12 protein-coding genes are annotated in these 16,949 nt (G+C 34.0%); all 12 read right to left on the reverse strand.

Annotation, left to right across the window (positions count from 1 at the left end; all coding sequences use genetic code 11):
* Positions 1-2 precede the first annotated feature (2 nt).
* Positions 3-833, reverse strand: coding sequence for a DNA-formamidopyrimidine glycosylase (gene mutM, locus BW929_RS09585; RefSeq protein WP_076545269.1), 831 nt, complete (start codon positions 831-833; stop codon positions 3-5).
* Entirely contained in the window at positions 826-3,471 is a 2,646-nt protein-coding gene (gene polA / locus BW929_RS09590; RefSeq protein WP_084566158.1) for a DNA polymerase I, read from the reverse strand. Before polA ends, mutM begins: the two co-directional genes overlap by 8 nt.
* A 44-nt stretch (positions 3,472-3,515) precedes the next feature.
* Positions 3,516-4,916 carry a sensor histidine kinase gene (locus tag BW929_RS09595; protein WP_076545271.1) on the reverse strand — a complete coding sequence of 467 codons (1,401 nt, stop codon included), beginning with the start codon at positions 4,914-4,916 and terminating at the stop codon, positions 3,516-3,518.
* Positions 4,909-5,598: a response regulator transcription factor gene (locus tag BW929_RS09600; RefSeq protein ID WP_076545272.1), complete on the reverse strand. Its 690-nt coding sequence runs from the start codon at positions 5,596-5,598 to the stop codon at positions 4,909-4,911. The genes BW929_RS09595 and BW929_RS09600 overlap by 8 nt, the downstream gene beginning before the upstream one ends.
* Before the next feature lie 128 nt (positions 5,599-5,726).
* Positions 5,727-6,869, reverse strand: a complete 1,143-nt coding sequence (locus BW929_RS09605) for a S1C family serine protease (RefSeq protein WP_076545273.1) — start codon at positions 6,867-6,869, stop codon at positions 5,727-5,729.
* Between the two features lie 268 nt (positions 6,870-7,137).
* A complete protein-coding gene (gpmA, locus tag BW929_RS09610) occupies positions 7,138-7,878 on the reverse strand; it encodes a 2,3-diphosphoglycerate-dependent phosphoglycerate mutase (protein WP_076545274.1) in 741 nt (246 codons plus the stop codon).
* A gap of 106 nt (positions 7,879-7,984) precedes the next feature.
* Positions 7,985-11,182: a UvrD-helicase domain-containing protein gene (locus tag BW929_RS09615; protein ID WP_076545275.1), complete on the reverse strand. Its 3,198-nt coding sequence runs from the start codon at positions 11,180-11,182 to the stop codon at positions 7,985-7,987.
* Positions 11,166-13,781 (reverse strand): PD-(D/E)XK nuclease family protein, encoded by a 2,616-nt coding sequence (locus tag BW929_RS09620; RefSeq protein WP_076545276.1) that lies wholly within the window; start codon positions 13,779-13,781, stop codon positions 11,166-11,168. Before BW929_RS09620 ends, BW929_RS09615 begins: the two co-directional genes overlap by 17 nt.
* A gap of 93 nt (positions 13,782-13,874) precedes the next feature.
* Positions 13,875-14,645, reverse strand: coding sequence for a DUF368 domain-containing protein (locus tag BW929_RS09625; RefSeq protein ID WP_076545277.1), 771 nt, complete (start codon positions 14,643-14,645; stop codon positions 13,875-13,877).
* Between the two features lie 194 nt (positions 14,646-14,839).
* A complete protein-coding gene (gene gloA, locus BW929_RS09630) occupies positions 14,840-15,223 on the reverse strand; it encodes a lactoylglutathione lyase (protein ID WP_076545278.1) in 384 nt (127 codons plus the stop codon).
* A gap of 131 nt (positions 15,224-15,354) precedes the next feature.
* A complete protein-coding gene (gene pyrE / locus BW929_RS09635; RefSeq protein ID WP_076545279.1) occupies positions 15,355-15,927 on the reverse strand; it encodes an orotate phosphoribosyltransferase in 573 nt (190 codons plus the stop codon).
* Between the two features lie 81 nt (positions 15,928-16,008).
* Entirely contained in the window at positions 16,009-16,920 is a 912-nt protein-coding gene (locus tag BW929_RS09640) for a dihydroorotate dehydrogenase (RefSeq protein WP_084566160.1), read from the reverse strand.
* Between the last annotated feature and the right edge of the window lie 29 nt (positions 16,921-16,949).

Genomic DNA, 16,949 nt, shown 5'->3' on the forward strand with positions numbered 1-16,949 from the left:
CTCTATTTTTGACATTGAGGACAAAAATAAGTTGAACGCCCACTAACCTTTATCTTCTCGATAGTAGTACCACAGCTGTAGCATTCCTCTCCCTGACGCTGATGGACCTGCAGCTCTTCCTGAAAGGAACCTTTTTCACCAAAGGCATTAACATAATCACTAAAAGAAGTACCTCCATAAATTATTCCTTTCTGAAGAACATCCCGCATATTATAATAAATCTTTTCCTTTTCAGAATCATTTAAGGTATCAGCTGTTCTATCAGGTTTTATTCCTGCTCTAAAAAGTATTTCATCGGCATAAATATTACCAATTCCAGCAACAAAATGCTGATTTAAAAGCAGTGATTTAATGATTGCTCTCCGACCTACAAATAATTTCTTGAAACCTTCCAGATTCAGACTATCACTCAGAGGCTCAGGTCCCAATTCTGCCAACCCTCCTGCCTGTTCAGGGTGGTTTTTATCTATTAAATAAACCCGACCGAATTTACGGATATTGTTAAACCTGATTTCCTGTCCATCATTAAGACTAAAAATTACATGAGTGTGTTTATCTCTAAATTCTTTAACCTCTTTAACCAGAAGTTTACCTGTCATCCTGAGGTGAATTATCATATTTTGATCACTGTTTAATTCAAAAATAATATATTTACCTCTACGATTAACAGCTTCAATTTTGGAACCAATTAATTTTTCTTTAAAAGCAGAAATATTTTCTTCCGGATAGGCAATCATATTCTTTTCTCTAATTTCTACTCCAGTAACTACTTTATCTTCTACCAGAGGTCTTAAACCCTTAACCACTGTTTCAACTTCTGGAAGTTCAGGCATCTTTATTCACCTCATAATCCTTTTTATCTCTCCAGTTTTCCCCTGTCTGAAGATCAACCAAAAGTGGAACATCCAGTTTAGCTGCATTTTCCATTTTAGCTTTTATTAATTCTGCTGCCGGTTCTAAATCAGATTTTGCCACTTCAAATACTAATTCATCATGTACCTGCAGTAGAATATTCAGGTTTAAATTCGCGTTTTCTAAAGCATTATAAACATCAATCATTGATTTTTTCATAATATCAGCAGCTGTCCCCTGAACCGGTGTGTTAATTGCTGTTCTTTCAGCAAAAGAACGTCGATGATAGTTACTACTATTAATTTCTGGTATATAACGGCGGCGGCCAAACATAGTCTCCGCATAACCACATTCTTTAACTCTTTCGATTGTCTGATCCATATACTTTTTAACTCCAGAAAATCGATTGAAATATTTATCAATATAATCCTGAGCTTCCTCAACTGGAATATCCAGGTCCTGACTTAAACCATAAGAACTCATTCCATAGGCTATACCAAAATTGATAACTTTTGCATGTCGGCGAAGATTGGGAGAAACTTCTTCTGGTTCTACCTCAAAAACCTCACTTGCCGTTTCGGTATGAATATCAGCACCGCTATTAAAAGCTTCTTTAAGTTTTTTATCACCACTCAAATGAGCAAAAACTCTCAACTCAATCTGAGAATAATCTACCGCCAGCAGTAACATATCTTTCTCCGAAGGTATAAAGGCCTTTCTAATTTCTCTACCTTCTTCAGTTCTGATTGGTATATTCTGCAAATTAGGATCTGTACTACTTAAACGACCGGTAGCAGTTACCATCTGATTAAAAGAAGTATGGATTTTTTCTGTTTCCTGATTAATGAGTGGTGGTAGGGAATCGACATAGGTTGATTTTAATTTTGATAACTCTCTGTATTCTGAAATAAGTGGAATAATCTCATGTTTTCCTTCCAGTTTCTCTAAGACACTGGCATTAGTTGAATAACCAGTTTTTGTTCTTTTGATAACTGGCAAACCCAATTTTTCAAATAAAATTTCTCCCAGCTGTTTGGGGGAATTCAAATTAAACTCTTCACCAGCAAGTTGATGTGCTTTTTCGGTTATAATATCAAGTCTTTCGCCAAGTTTTTCTGAAAGATTATTTAGCCAGTCTCGATCAACTTTAACACCATTATATTCCATCCGAGCCAGAACTTTAATTAAAGGTAATTCGATCTCATTATACAATTTAAGCAGCTCATCTTTTTCTAATTTTGGCATTAATTTATCTCTTAAATCAAAAAGCCTGGAGATTTCGATTAGCAGCTTCTCTTGCTCTTTAATTTCTTCAAAACTAATTGTTAATTCCTGACTTAATACTTGCTCCAGCTCAGGCAGAGATGAGGATGGCTGCAGTAAATAATAGGCAAGCAGTGGCTCAAAACTAATATTCAAAATCTCTAGCTCATGTTTTAATAAAGCAAGAGATGCTTCTTTAGCATCAATGATTAGTTTTGCAATCTCTTTTGCTGACAGAATATCCTCTATCAGAGGATCTATTTCTTTATCTTCAACCGGATAGGAATAAATTTCACTTTCAGATTTTAAAGCAAAGTAGATTGCTTCAATTTTACCCTGAATTGCTTTGGTATTTTTTTTCAATTTAACCGCTACCGCAATTTCTCCTGCCTTAACTGCTTTTTCTTGTAATTCTTTTAATGATCTTTGATTTAAAGTAATAATTTCTAAATCTGAAAATTCAACTGCTTCTTTAAAGTCAAAACGATCTAGCAGAGAAGTAAAACCGAGTTTTTCAAACTGTTCAGCAGCTTCCTTATCATCATAAGAATCCAGGCGGCATTTATCAAAATTAATCTCTACAGGAACATCGCGCTTAATTTTACCCAGTCTGTAACTCATCCTGGCCTGATCTGCATATTTTCGCAGATTCTCTTTTCTCTTTTTACCTGAAACCTGATCAATATTAGCGAGAATTTCTTCCATAGAGCCAAATTCTTTTAATAGTTTTAAAGCAGTTTTTTTGCCAATGCCAGGAACTCCAGGAATATTGTCAGAACTGTCACCCATCAAACCTTTGCGGTCTATTAATTTTTCTGGTGGTAGTTCATATTTTTCCATTACTTTTTCCAAATCAAATTTAACTAAATCGGAAATACCTTTCCGGGTATACAAAATATTTACATTATCTGAAACCAGCTGCAAGGCATCTCTATCGCCTGTAACAATATAAACCATATATCCTTCTTCGGCCGCCTCTTTTGAAAGTGTTCCCAGTAAATCATCTGCTTCAAAACCTTCTTTAGCGAGCATTGGTATTTTTAATTTTTCGATTGTCTGCTGTAAAAGAGGAATCTGTGGCACCAGTTCTTCTGGCATTTTTTTTCTGGTCCCTTTGTAATCCTCATATTCTTCGTGTCTGAACGTTGGTGCTTTTTTATCAAAAGTAATAATCATTCGGTCCGGATTCCATTCATCAGTAAGACTAAATAGCATTCTTACAAAACCAAAAACCGCGTTAGTATATTCTCCCTCATCATTGGTCAGTAATGGTAGTGCATAAAAAGCACGGTGGGTCAAACTGTGCCCATCCAGTAAAAAAAGTGTTTTTTTCTCCTTGTTTTCTTTATTTGCCAAAAATATCATCTCCTAATTAAACATCTATTTAAACTGATTTTTGATCAATCATTTATCTTATTTTTTTGATTTAATGGTAAAATAATAATAAATTTTGTGCCTTTTCCTGTTTCACTTTCAACATCGATATCACCACTGTAACTTTCGACAATCTGTTGCGCAATAGCTAGCCCCAGACCGGAACCCTGATTATCTTTTCGGGTTCGCGATTTATCTGCCTGATAAAATCTATCAAAAACAAAAGGCAAATCTTCTTCCGGAATCCCCGGTCCATTATCTGCTATAGAAAAATAAAAGTTATTGGAGTCAACCCTATCAATTTTGATTTCTATTTTACCCATCTGCGAAGTAAATTTAATTGCATTATCCAGAAAAATACGCAGCAGCTGTTTAAAGAGATTCTGATCTCCATAAAACTCAATTTTGGCTTCTTCAATAAATTTTAACTTAACTTCCTTTTCCACCAGCTCAAACTCTTTAATTATTTCCTCAATCAGACTATTAAATTCAAAAAGTTTTTCCTCTTTTTTTAGTTCACTATCATCACCGCGAGCTAAAAGAAGTAAATTTTCCATTAACTGTTTCATATTAACTGTTTCTTTTTTAATAGCCTCAATTGCTTCATCCCTAACATCTTCTCTCTCTTTACCCCAGCGATCAAGTAAATCAACATAACCTTTTATTACAGAAATAGGTGTCCTGAGTTCATGAGAAGCATCAGAAACAAATTGTTTCTGTCTCTGAAAAGATTTTTCCAGACGATCAAGCATCGAATTAAATGTCAGAGCAAGTTTTTTTAGCTCATCATCAGGCCCACTAACCTCCAGCCGACGTCCTAAATCACTGGAACTAATTTCTCTAGCTGTCTCAGTAATTTTGTTAATTGGTGACAGCATTTTCTTAGTAGTAAAATAACCTAAAAAAACCGAAATTAAAGCTCCAATTCCAGCTGCAATAGTCAAAACAATGATTAAAAAATCCAGAAAGTTTTTTTCAAAAGTAATATCCCTAACTACCTGAAGATAACCTCTTGAAAAGACAAAATTATTCATTGGTATTGTTTTAACTGTAAGCATTTTTGAACCAGAACGAAATTCTTCAATTTTGGCACTGATTGGTATATCCATATCTTCCAAATATTTAGATTGAGCATTAACCTGTCCATCTTTATCAAGTACTCTAAAAAAAATATTTTCCTCACTACGACTTATCTGCTGCAGAAGATCGGTATCAAAAAAATTAACTGGATCTCCAATACCAGAAAACTGCGAAAGAACAAGCTCAGTAGTATTATTGATACTTCTTTTAATATTATCATCAATAAAACTGGACAGAAAAAAGTAAATTGAAAGATTAATTAAGAAAATTAGCATCATAAACATAAAAGCATATAATATTGTGATCTTCCAGGAAATTTTACTTTTTTTACTCACAAAATCAAACATACTTATCTGACCTCAAAACATAGCCAACCCCGCGAACAGTATGGATTAACTTTTGCTCAAAAGGATCATCTATTTTACTGCGTAAATAACGAATATATACATCAACTATATTGGTTTCTCCCGTATAATCATAGCCCCAGACATTATTTAATAATTTATCTCTACTGACTACAATACCTTCGTTTTTGACTAAGTAAACTAAAAGATCATATTCTTTTTTCGTTAATTCTATTTCTTCTCCAGCTCTTTTTACTACATGAGCATCTAAATTTATTTCTAGATCAGCAGTCTTAAGAGTATTATCTGATTCAACATTACCCTCATCTCTTCTTAGATGGGCACGAATTCTAGCCAGCAGTTCTTCAATTTCAAAAGGTTTTGTTAAATAATCATCTGCTCCTATATCAAGACCTTCTACTTTATCATCCAGCTCAGATTTAGCAGTCAGCATAATTATCGGAATATCCGAAAATTCCCTAATTCTACTGCAAACTTCAAAACCATCAAGCCCGGGCAGCATGATATCCAATAATAGCAGATCATAATCATCTTCTTTAAGTTTATTAATTCCATCATAACCATTATCAAATTTTTTAACCTGATAACCCTCATGCTCAAGTTCCAATTCTACAAAACGAGCAATCTGGACATCATCTTCAATTAACAGTATTTTTTTCTGCAATTTACTCACCCCTCTTATTATATCAATAAAATAATAAAATTTAAAATCTATTATTATAATTTACTAAATCCCGGACCAGATAAGGCCCGGGATCATTCTGAAAAGTATAATCCAATTTAGATATTTAATTAAACATCATTAGGCTTATCACCAATTCGGCCAAAGAGAATTTTGCTCTGACCATTTCTAATTACTTTAAACATAATCTTATCTCCAACTTCTTTTTTGGTAATAATGTCACTGACATCCGAAGTTGAATTAACCTGTTTTTGGTCTATCTCTGTAATGATATCATAAGTCTGGATACCAGCTTTTTCTGCCGGACTATCCTTATAAACTTCAATAACTACTACACCTTTTTGATCCTCTAAACCAAAGTATTCCTGTACTTCTTTAGTGATTTCGCTAAAGGCAATTCCAACCCATGGTCTTGTTACTTCGCCAGTTTTCTGTAATTCTGTAACAATATCTTTTATTTCATTCACAGGAATTGCAAAACCAATTCCCTGTCCTGCTGCTGAAACAGCAGTGTTAATACCAATTACCTTACCCTGATTATTTAGAAGTGGTCCTCCACTATTACCTGGATTAATAGCTGCATCAAGCTGAATTAAATTCTGATAAGTTCTAACCTGACGATCATCTGTTGGTATTTGAATAGGTCTTCCCAGGGCACTAATTACTCCGACTGTAACTGTATGCTCAAAACCTAATGGATTACCAATTGCAATTGCCCAGTCTCCGGGATGTAATTTATCAGAATCCCCCATTTCTAAAGGACTTAATTCCTGATCAATTTTTGAAGTATCAACCTTTAGTATTGCCAGGTCCAGACTAAAATCAGACCAGGCTACCTCTGCCGGAATGGGATCTTCAACTCCATTGATTGCAATCTCTATTTTATCAGCTCCATCAATTACATGCTGGTTTGTCACTATATATCCATCTTTTGATACTATAAAACCTGAACCAAAACCTTTTCTTTCACGAGGCTGCTGTTCTGGCGCCTGAAAACGATCACCAAAAAAGAACCTGAAATATGGGTCATTAAACATTTCAGGCAGCTGCTGGCCCCCTGAACTCTTAATTGTTGAAGTGACTTTTACGACTCCATTATCTGCATTCTGAGCAATATTAGCAAAATAGTTAGTTGCATAAATATTTTCACTTTCCCCATTTTGAGCCAGTACAGCAGGAGCAGCAGATATTACTAATGATAAGACAATAAGAGCCAACAATGATTTCTTTAATAAATTATTCTTTATTTTCATCACTAACACCATCCTTTTAAAATTTGATTTAATTAAAAATACTCAAAACAATTATTATCCCCCGTTTAAACGGGGAATAATAAAACACCTTAAGGAGGGAATTTATTTCTGCTTTGAGTTTTAGCTTTTTAGCCAGACTTTAAAATTAAATATTAACATGATATTACTGATCAATCCAATTTAAAGTAAGGCTTTATTTCAGCTTACAATTATAATATAGCAGAGATAAATTAAAGAATAATTAAGCCAAAATTAAATTTAGATTAAATTACTTTTTGGCCTGATTTTTAACTTTATTCATTTCTTTTTCTATTTCTTCCTGATCACCAAGATAATATTTATCTAAAACATTCATCTCCTGATCAAACTCATAAACTAATGGTCTTCCGGTCGGAATATTGACAGATGGTATATCCTGATCAGAAATTCCATCCAGATGTTTTACTAAAGCCCGCAGACTGTTGCCGTGAGCAGAAATAATTATTTTTTTACCTTCTTTCATTCTGGGCACTATTTCATCTTCCCAGTAAGGCATTACTCTCTCAATAGTCATTTTTAAGCTTTCTGCAGTTGGTAATTGTTCATCACTAAGTTCAGCATATTTTTCCTCATGGCCCGGATAACGTTCGTCATTTTTATCTAAAGCGGGTGGAGGAGTGTCAAAACTTCTCCGCCAGATATGAACCTGTTCTGCCCCTTCCTTTTCTGCAGTCTCAGCTTTATTCAGCCCCTGTAAAGCACCATAGTGACGTTCATTTAATTTCCAGGATTTAATTACCGGTATCCAGTGCAAATCCATAATATCCAGAATAATATTTAAAGTTTTAGTTGCTCTTTTTAAATAAGAAGTGTAGGCTAGATCAAAGGTAAAACCCTCTTTTTTTAATAGTTGACCTGCCTCTTCCGCCTCCTTTACTCCCTGTTCACTTAAATCTACATCTGTCCAACCTGTAAATTTATTGGCCAGATTCCATTTGCTTTCCCCATGACGAACCAGTACAATTTTCATCAAATCACCCTTTCATATTTTAAAGTTTATATTTATTAGCATTATTTATCCTAATTATTATTATAACATTTTAATCCAAAAAGTAGATATTAATTAATTTACAAATTTAAACATCAACAAAACTAACTGTTATTTCCCATTCCGAATTAAGTTCGGCTGTGAGCAGCTGCTTATACTTTTTAAGCTGTTCCGGATTGCGATAACTACCACTTTTATAGTCGATTATTTTAATTTTCTTCTCTGCTCTGTCAACCAGCAGTCTGTCTATTCGATAATGTTTTTCTTCAGCTATATCTTTTTCTTTTAATAAATACTCATTAAAAATCTGATACTTTTTTGAAAAAATATCCGGATTATCTGCAATAAAGATTTGAGCTTTCTTTATTACAGCTTTAATCTTTTCTTCCCCCAGCAGATTTCCATACTTACTTTTAAGCAGTCTGCGGGCAGAAATTTTTTCTTTCTCACTATTATACTTAATATTTTCCAGATAATAATGGAGAGCCAGGCCTTTTAGTTTCTTTGCTGAAATTTTCAAACTGCTGCTCTGCTTTTTAAAATAGGCATATTTTTCTTCATTTTCCTCACTTCTAGGCTCGTGTTTTTTCTGCTTTAAATATTTATTGAGAGGGTTCAACTTATGCTTTCCACTTGAATTATCTTCTTCAATCTGCAGTGGCTCTCCAACCGATTCCTGCTCTAAAAGATCAGTTAATTTGTCTCCCGCAACCGCATTTAAAAGCATCTTTTCATAATAATCATAACTGCTGCCAGCCCACATCAAATCCTGAGCAGGCTTTATTTTTCGAGGTGCTTCTATATATAAATGCAGATCCTTTTCTGCCCTACTCAGGGCAACATAAAGGTTATTAATTTCTTCCATTTCTGCTTTCTTTTCTGCCTTTTCCTTAAAATCATAATCAAGCCAGTCTAAAATAGCAAGGTACTGGTCCTGGATAAACAAATAATCATTTAACTTTTCATATTTCTGATCAAAATCAAGATAAAAATTTATGCCACCACTGCTCATTCCACTTCTGCGGCCTGGATTCCAATAATAATACTCTGCAGGCAGCGAAAGTCCTTTTGCTTGATGGATAGTCATTAAGCTAACTGCATCTTTATTTTCTACCTTCTGCTGTTTTAATTCCTCACTCTCTCTATTTTCAGCTAAATAATTAAGCAGCTCTTTTAAAGAAGAAAAAGAATTTAGAATTTCGAAAAATGAATAAAGATTTTTTAAGCTAAGACTATTATCTGCTGCAAGCCCAAGCAGCTCTGTCTGTTGATAAAGATAGTTTATAATTTCCTGATAATCTCCATCAATTAGTTTTTTAATTTTTTTGAAGGTTTTTATTAAATTATTCATTTTATTTTCCGGCAGCTGCTTATCGTTTGTATACAGCAGCTTAAACTCCTGCTTTAATTCAATTTTTTGCCTGGAGGTGAAATAGTCTTTTAAAAGTTTCTGTTTTTTTAAAATTAATTTTAGAATCTGATTATCAATTTTGACCAGATCACTGCGCAAAAACTTAAGCAGGGAATAAAAATCTCTGTAAGCTGCAAAATATAAAAAATCATAAACTGCTTTCGGCAAGGCTGCCGCAAGCAGTGAATTTCTATTTTCCAAAATGTAGGGCACTCCCTCTTTTTCCAGACTTTCTGCAATGGTATTTAATTCATTTGAGGTACGGGCCAGCACACTAACCTGACCATAATCAGCAGCATATTTTGCTTTAATATCTGCTGCTATCTCAGCCGGGAGATTTTCTTTAATTTTACTGTTTAAGTCTTCTATCTCCCTCTGTTTTTCTGCCCCCAGACTCTCAAAGGTTTTGGTATCAGTATTATAAAAAGCAGAACTGCCACCATAAATCACCTTAGTTAAACCTGAGTCCTTAGAATTAGCCTCAACCGGGTGATACTCCCAATCGACTTCTGATTGTTCAAAAAAATTATTTAAAAGCTTAATTATATTCTGATCACTCCGGTAACAGCACTCCAGCCTTTCGGTTTCAGCTTCTATAATCTCCTCCAGAGAGGCAAATAACTTCTTCTCTCCCCCCCGCCATCCGTAAATAGACTGTTTTTCATCTCCAACAGCAATAAAATCACTGGCCTTTTTAATCAGCGGTCTTAAAATTTTCCACTGAAGAATACTGGTGTCCTGAAACTCATCAATAAAAAGAGCCTTATATTCTCCCCCCAGCAAATCCAGCAGATAACTGCTTGCCTGACCAACTTTAATCAGGCCAATTTTTTCAGATTTTAAATACTTAAAAGTATAATTACTGATATCAGAATGAGTAAATTTACCTGTTTTAAATTTGAGCTGTTCGTAAATATCCAGAACCAGGCTGGCAAAATTAATAATTTCTTTTTCGGCCGGAATTACCTCCTGATTGTAAACTTCTGCAGCCAGTTTTTCTCTAAACAATTGATATTCATATTCTAATTTTTCTTTTAAATCTGCAGTTTTTTGCGCCCTTAATTTATTTCCACTCCAGTAGCTGTTGTTTAATAAATAGTTTCTTTTCTGGTAAAGAAAATTCTTTTTTTTCGTTCTTGAATTAAGTTCAGGGTACTGTTCAAAAAATGGAAGACCGGCTTTGACAAAATAGGATGAAGAAAATTCTTCTCCTCGTAATTTAGCAACTTCTTTAAGAGTCTGGTAGCTCTCTTCAAATAAGTCAGATATCTCTGCCTGTGGTAATTTTTCTTTTAACTTTAAATCTGATGATTCTAAAAGCATAAATTTCCAGGCGTTGTCAACAATATCTCTAATAAATTTCAAATAAGGCTCCAGATTCCGGGCACTGTTGGCTTCTAAAAAACTCTGCATACTCTCATAGTAATCCTGATTATTCAATATTATTTTTAATAACTCTTCTATAATCTCCTGATTCTGGCTGTCATCTATAATCTGGTAGTTATAGAGAGAAAGATAGGGGGCAATTCCTCTATTAAAAATTTGATTTGTAAAAGCATCAATGGTAAATATTTTTATATCCTCATCATTCAAAATCATTTTACGATAAATTATTTCAAGTTTCTCCGGCTCAACTTCAAGCTCCGGATAAATATCTTTAAGTGAATTGATTATATTTTTCTTTTCCGGGCCCTCAGTAATTATAGCCCGCAAATGGTCCAGAATTCTATTTTTAATTTCTGCAGTTGCTTTTTTAGTAAAAGTCATAACAATAATTTCCGAAAAATCTATCCCATTTAAAAGTGCAGCCAGATATTCCAGAGACAGTCTGTACGTTTTACCTGTCCCGGCACTGGCTTTAATTACTTTTTTCATCACTTAAAACCTCCACTCTGCAAATATCTCTGTAAGGGCAGCGCTGACAGCGAGACTTATAAATACGCTTATATTCTCCAGCTGCAAAAAGTTGTTCTGTCAGTTCTTGCAGCTCTGCACCCAATCTATCTTCTCGTTCCCTTTTATTATATGAGTATTCCATAGCCTGATCAAAGACATTATAGATTGCCTTTCTACTCTCAGACGGAAGTTTTTCCGGATAATTCTGGCGCAGAAAAAGTGAATAAAAATCAAGCTGTTTGCTGTCTCCACTGCCTGTTTTAAAGTCAACAATAAAATATTCAGCCTGTTTTAGTAACAGCAGATCTATTCTACCGGAAAGATAAAATTTAGTCTGTTGAGCTGAAAAATATTTCTGGCGCTGATAGTTCCATTCCGGCCATTCTACCAGAACATCCTGATAATCTTCGGGCAAATATTTATGCAGTAGTTCTGAAAAGTGGATAAAAGATTTTTCCAGACTTTTAAAAATGATCTTCCGATAATAGTTTAAATAATCCTGATCAATTTTCAAATTATTATCTTCAATTACCTGCTGAATAATTTTTTTTCGGCTCTCTGCGGGAATCTCCCTGGGAGCAAGATTCTGCTCTCTGGCATAAATTATCAGCTCACCAAAAATCTCATGGGTTAAAATCCCTAGTGCCATTAAAGAAAGAGAAGGTTTTATCTCCAGAGAGGTATCAAGTTGAGCCAGCTGCTCCAAATAAAAGCGATGATAGCAGTCTTTTAAATATTTATATTTATAATAGCTAAAATTAAAGCTGCTGCCAAAATCTTCTTTTTCTACTTTTAGATTCTGATTAAAACCAGCTGAGCTATTAACTTTTAAATCTACTTCAGTCTTATAATTAAATAAATTATTTAAAATTTCTTTTTCACTCAAGCTGTTTACTTTACTATCTTGATAGTTCAGGCCATATTCTAAAGCAAGTTCTTCCAAAATAACTGCAGGTGAAATATTCTGATCTTCATTCTCTACAGTATAGATAATACTCTGATCAGCATTCAAAATATGTCTTAAAAACTTATATTTTTTTAAAAGTTGATTTTTGTGCTGTAAAAACAGCTTATTATTTCTAAGTTGTTTTTCACTTAAAAAGTAAAGACCATCATTTTTTTGAGCAAAATTATCCTGAATTAAATTATTTACCAACAGCTTTTTGCGCTTAGTTTGAGGAGCTTTTTCCAGATTTAAAAATTCAGCTGCCTCATCATTTTTACTGAGGGAAATAGATTTAAAACTTAAGTGATTTAAAAATAAGGAAAAAAGTCCAGCTCCCTGATCAGCATAATAATCATTCCAGCTTGAAACTATACCCATTTCTTCGATGCTTTTCAGCTCCAGCAGGCTGTCATTAAATTTCTCTGCTGTTTCTTTAGCTTCTTTATCAAGAGCAAAATCTGAGATTTCCGTTAGTAACTCACTTAAATCTGAAATATTTTTGATCTTTCTCAATTTCTTAAGAAAATGATAAAGAGGTTTTAAAGCCGGAAGTTCTGACTCAATCAAATCCAAATCGAGATAATAATAGTCATTACGCAGAAGGTTTTCTATTTTTTGTAGACTTTCTGTCCCCAATCCAATCCATTCTTTAAATAAACTCTGAGTAGATAAATCATAGAGCTCTTTTAATTCGATTAAAATTTGGGAGGAGCTTTTTCCCTGTTGGTAGAGCTGATAGAGGGATTCCAGCAGCCTATAAACTGCAGTTTCACTTAAGCTCTGATAGGAATTAAGATTTAAGTGGTCACTTAAAATAGCAGCTGAATCAATTTCTCTACCTGCATCCAACAGCTGAACCTCTTGCCGCGAATTTTCTTTCTCATTTAAGAGAGCTGCCAGGCCTTTAAGCTTCGAATTCAATTTTTTAATTTCAATAATATTTGTTTTTTCCGGTAAAGTTAGCTTTTCAATTTCTAATTTTTTTTGATTGAAATCCGATTTTTTGAGCTGTAGATGAAGCTTAACTTCAAATTTCTGAGCTATCTCCTGCAGTAATTCTTTAAAATAAGGAGTAAAATCCATTATGTTGAATAAATTAATCTTTTTAAACTCGCTTAAAAATTGTAAATTTAATTTTTTCTCTTCCCTGAGCAGAAGCTGATCAACAAAGCCAAGTTCCTTTAAGCGTTTTTGATATCTTACTTTAATACTTTCCAGTCTTTCTACTCTCTCCTGCTGCCAGTCTGCCAGACCTTTAATCTGGTCTAGATGATAATCCTGCAGCAGTTTAAAATAAGCAAAAAAGCGAGATGAAAACTGATAAATATCCTGATAACTATCCAACCGCAGCTTCTTTTTTTCCTCTTTTGTTAAAACAGAATACAAAAGCAGGGGAAGTTTTTCTTCTTTAAGCAGAATCTGATCACTGCTCAAGATCCGCTCCTTAAATTCTTTTAGACTAAAAAATTGGCTCTGCTGACTGAGAGGCTGAGGCTGATAATATTTAAGTGCCTCTTTTAAATCATTATAACCGGCAAAGATATAAATTTCTGGCTCTTCCGAAATTATTTCTTTAAATAAGTTTTGATTATAACTGTAATATTTAAAGCTTAAATTATTTTTTAATTCCATAACTTTCATCCTCAATTGAAAATTAATTTTGATCGACTATTATTAGAAAGTTCATCCAGATAACAAAACTAAAATAGAGCTAGCTGATAAAAATTAAGTATTTTGTCCAATGATTTCTAAAATAATAATTATGACAGCACCGGCTGCAAATGCTGCCAGTCCCCCAATATTAAAGCTTGCTGGAAATACAGCTGCTGAAGAGCCCAGAATTAGACCAGTTAAAATAACCATTATTTCTTTCTGATGTTTCTGCAGCAAATAGGAAAAAAGCCAGGCAAAAACTAATAAACCTGCTGCTACACCCGCCCCAAACACAATTAAAATTAAGAATTCCAGATTATTGATTGCATTTAAAACCGGGTGATAAACTCCCATTAAAATTAAAAGAGTCCCTCCACTAATACCTGGCAAAATCATTGCTATACTGCCAAAAAAACCAGCTATAAAGAAAAGCATTAATCCTTCTGCATTTAAAAAACCAAACTGAATTTCTCGGGCAAAAAGGAGGGCAAAAGCAAAGGCTAAAACCATAACCAGAAGTTTTAAAAAGCTTAAATGCCCAATTTTTTTATATGTAGAATGGGCTGAGGTAATTACCAGACCAAAGAGAAAATAATTTACAAACAAAGGTTGGTTTTGATAAAGATCAGTAATCACAGCTGAGCCAAATAAAACACCCACTGCAGCACCTATTCCAATGACAAAGAGCTTCTTGATTTTAATATCTTTGATTGCATTTATTAAAGTTTCATAAATATTTAAAACCAGAGCCAGTGTACCTCCACTCACACCGGGCAGAGTATTGGCCAGTCCAATCGGAATTGACTTGAAAAATAAAGATAAATATGAATTCTTTTTTGACAAATAAATCTTCCTTTCAATTTTTATTTTTAGATAGCTTTAATTCTTCTCTACTTAATATTATTCAAGATAATCAGTGTTTTTACCTGCCTTTAAAATAAAAAAGCTCAACCACTGGCTCTCTGACAGAAGTTGAGCTTTTTTGTAGATTATTATTTTAATTTTATTTCAATACGCTATAAGTAGCTGATACTCTTTTATCTCGCTATAACTTCAGTTCGGTAACCATCTGGGTCTGTAATAAAATAATATCCTGAAGAATCTTCACTTAAACTTTTGAGGTCACCAACTTTATAACCAGCCTCTTGATGACGCTGATATGATTTTTCTAAATCATCAACAACTACTGCAATATGACTGTAGCCATTGCCAATAGTATAGGGTTCTTCTCGATCATAATTATAAGTTAATTCCAACTCAAAACTTTCATTTTGATCTGTTAAATAAACCAGGGTAAATTCAGCTTCCGGAAAATCTTTACGTCTGCTTTCCTTTAGATTTAGAGCGTCCTGATAAAACTCAATAGATTTCTCTAAATCCATAACCCGAATACATGAATGAACGAAATCATAATTCTGCATTTATTATCACTACTCCTTTAATAATTTTTATTCTGATTTTAATTATAAAGATTTATCAATTAAATTGCAAATAAAAAGCTCCCTACTTTTCGGGAGCTAAAATAATATCTCTTTATCTTTTTACGAATATTTTATTTTTCTTTACTGCCTGGTCGAGTAATAGCAACACCCTGTTTGCAAAGTTTGCACTGACCAGCTTTATATGATTTAATATCGATCGGAAGCAGGGCCTTAAAATCATAGTTAAAATCAACCTGACCATTACTGCGGTCAACTATGGAACTCAAACCTATTATATCTACATCGAGTCCTTCTAGAACTGCCAGCACTTCTTTGACAGAACCACCAGTTGTCACAACATCTTCTACAACCAACACCTTTTCCCCAGGTTTTAATTCAAAACCACGCCTGATCTTCATCTCTCCATTTTTGCGCTCACTAAAAATTGAGCGGACACCGAGTTCTTCTGCTACTGCATAAGATAATACAACCCCTCCCAGTGCCGGTCCAATGACCACATCAATCTGCTCATCTTCCCATTTTTTTGCAATCTCAGCAGCCAGTGTTGCTGCATGTTCAGGATACTGTAAAACCTTAGCACACTGCATATAAATATCAGCATGACGGCCTGAACTCAAAACAAAGTGGCCTTCCTGGATCACATCTGTCTCTACCAATAATTTTCTAATTTCTGCTTTAGTCATTTAACCCACTCCTGATGATAAATTTGAAAGAATATAAATTTTAATTAAATTTTCCAGCTAATTAATACCAATTTTTTATAATTAATGGGCTGCCCCAATAATTGAGCTTAAATCTTTAATCTGATGTTTAAGCATATATTCTTCTACCTCTTTTATTATTCTTGGTCCTGCCGCTGGATCAGTCATATTAATCGTTCCAATTCCAACTGCTGTCGCTCCAGCAAGCATAAATTCAATTACATCACTGCCATTCTTAACTCCGCCCAGCCCTAAAATGGGAATATCTATTTTTTTAAATGTTTGATAAACCATTTTTACTGCTATCGGTCGCACTGCTGGCCCCGAAAGGCCACCAAAAGTATTAGCTAAAAGAGGTTTCTGGGCTTCAATATCAATCTTCATTGCCGAAAGAGTATTGATCATAGCTACTGCATCAGCTCCTGCTGCTTCGGCAGCCAGAGCAGTAGTTGTAATGTCAGTAATATTTGGAGTCAACTTAACAATAATATAGCCTGAATAAATTTCTCTCACTTTTTTAGTTATCTGATAGACTTTCTCTGGCTCAGTCCCAAAAATCATACCTCCACCTTTAATATTAGGGCAGGAAAGATTGACTTCAATTCCAGCAAGTTCTTCTCTCCCTTCTAATTTCTCGGCCAGAACTTCAAAATCCTGCTCACTGTAACCAGAAATATTTGCCAGAATAGGCAGAGTATATTCTTTAGTTTCTGGCAGTACCTCGAGAATAAAATTCTCTACTCCAGGATTTTCTAAACCAATTGAATTAATAATTCCTGCTGATGTTTCAGCTATTCGGGGAGTTTGGTTTCCAGACTGGGCTTTAACTGTGATCCCTTTAGTTGTAAAAGCACCAAGTTGGTTAATATCATAAAAGTTTGCAAGTTCTTGACCATTACCACAAGTTCCCGATGCAGTAATCAAAGGATTTTTTAAATTTAAATTATTTTGCTTGCTTTTTTGTTGTGACTGCATTACTACAGATAAATTTAATTCTGCTTTAG

This window comes from Halanaerobium kushneri (assembly GCF_900156285.1).
Taxonomy (GTDB): Bacteria; Bacillota; Halanaerobiia; order Halanaerobiales; family Halanaerobiaceae; genus Halanaerobium; species Halanaerobium kushneri.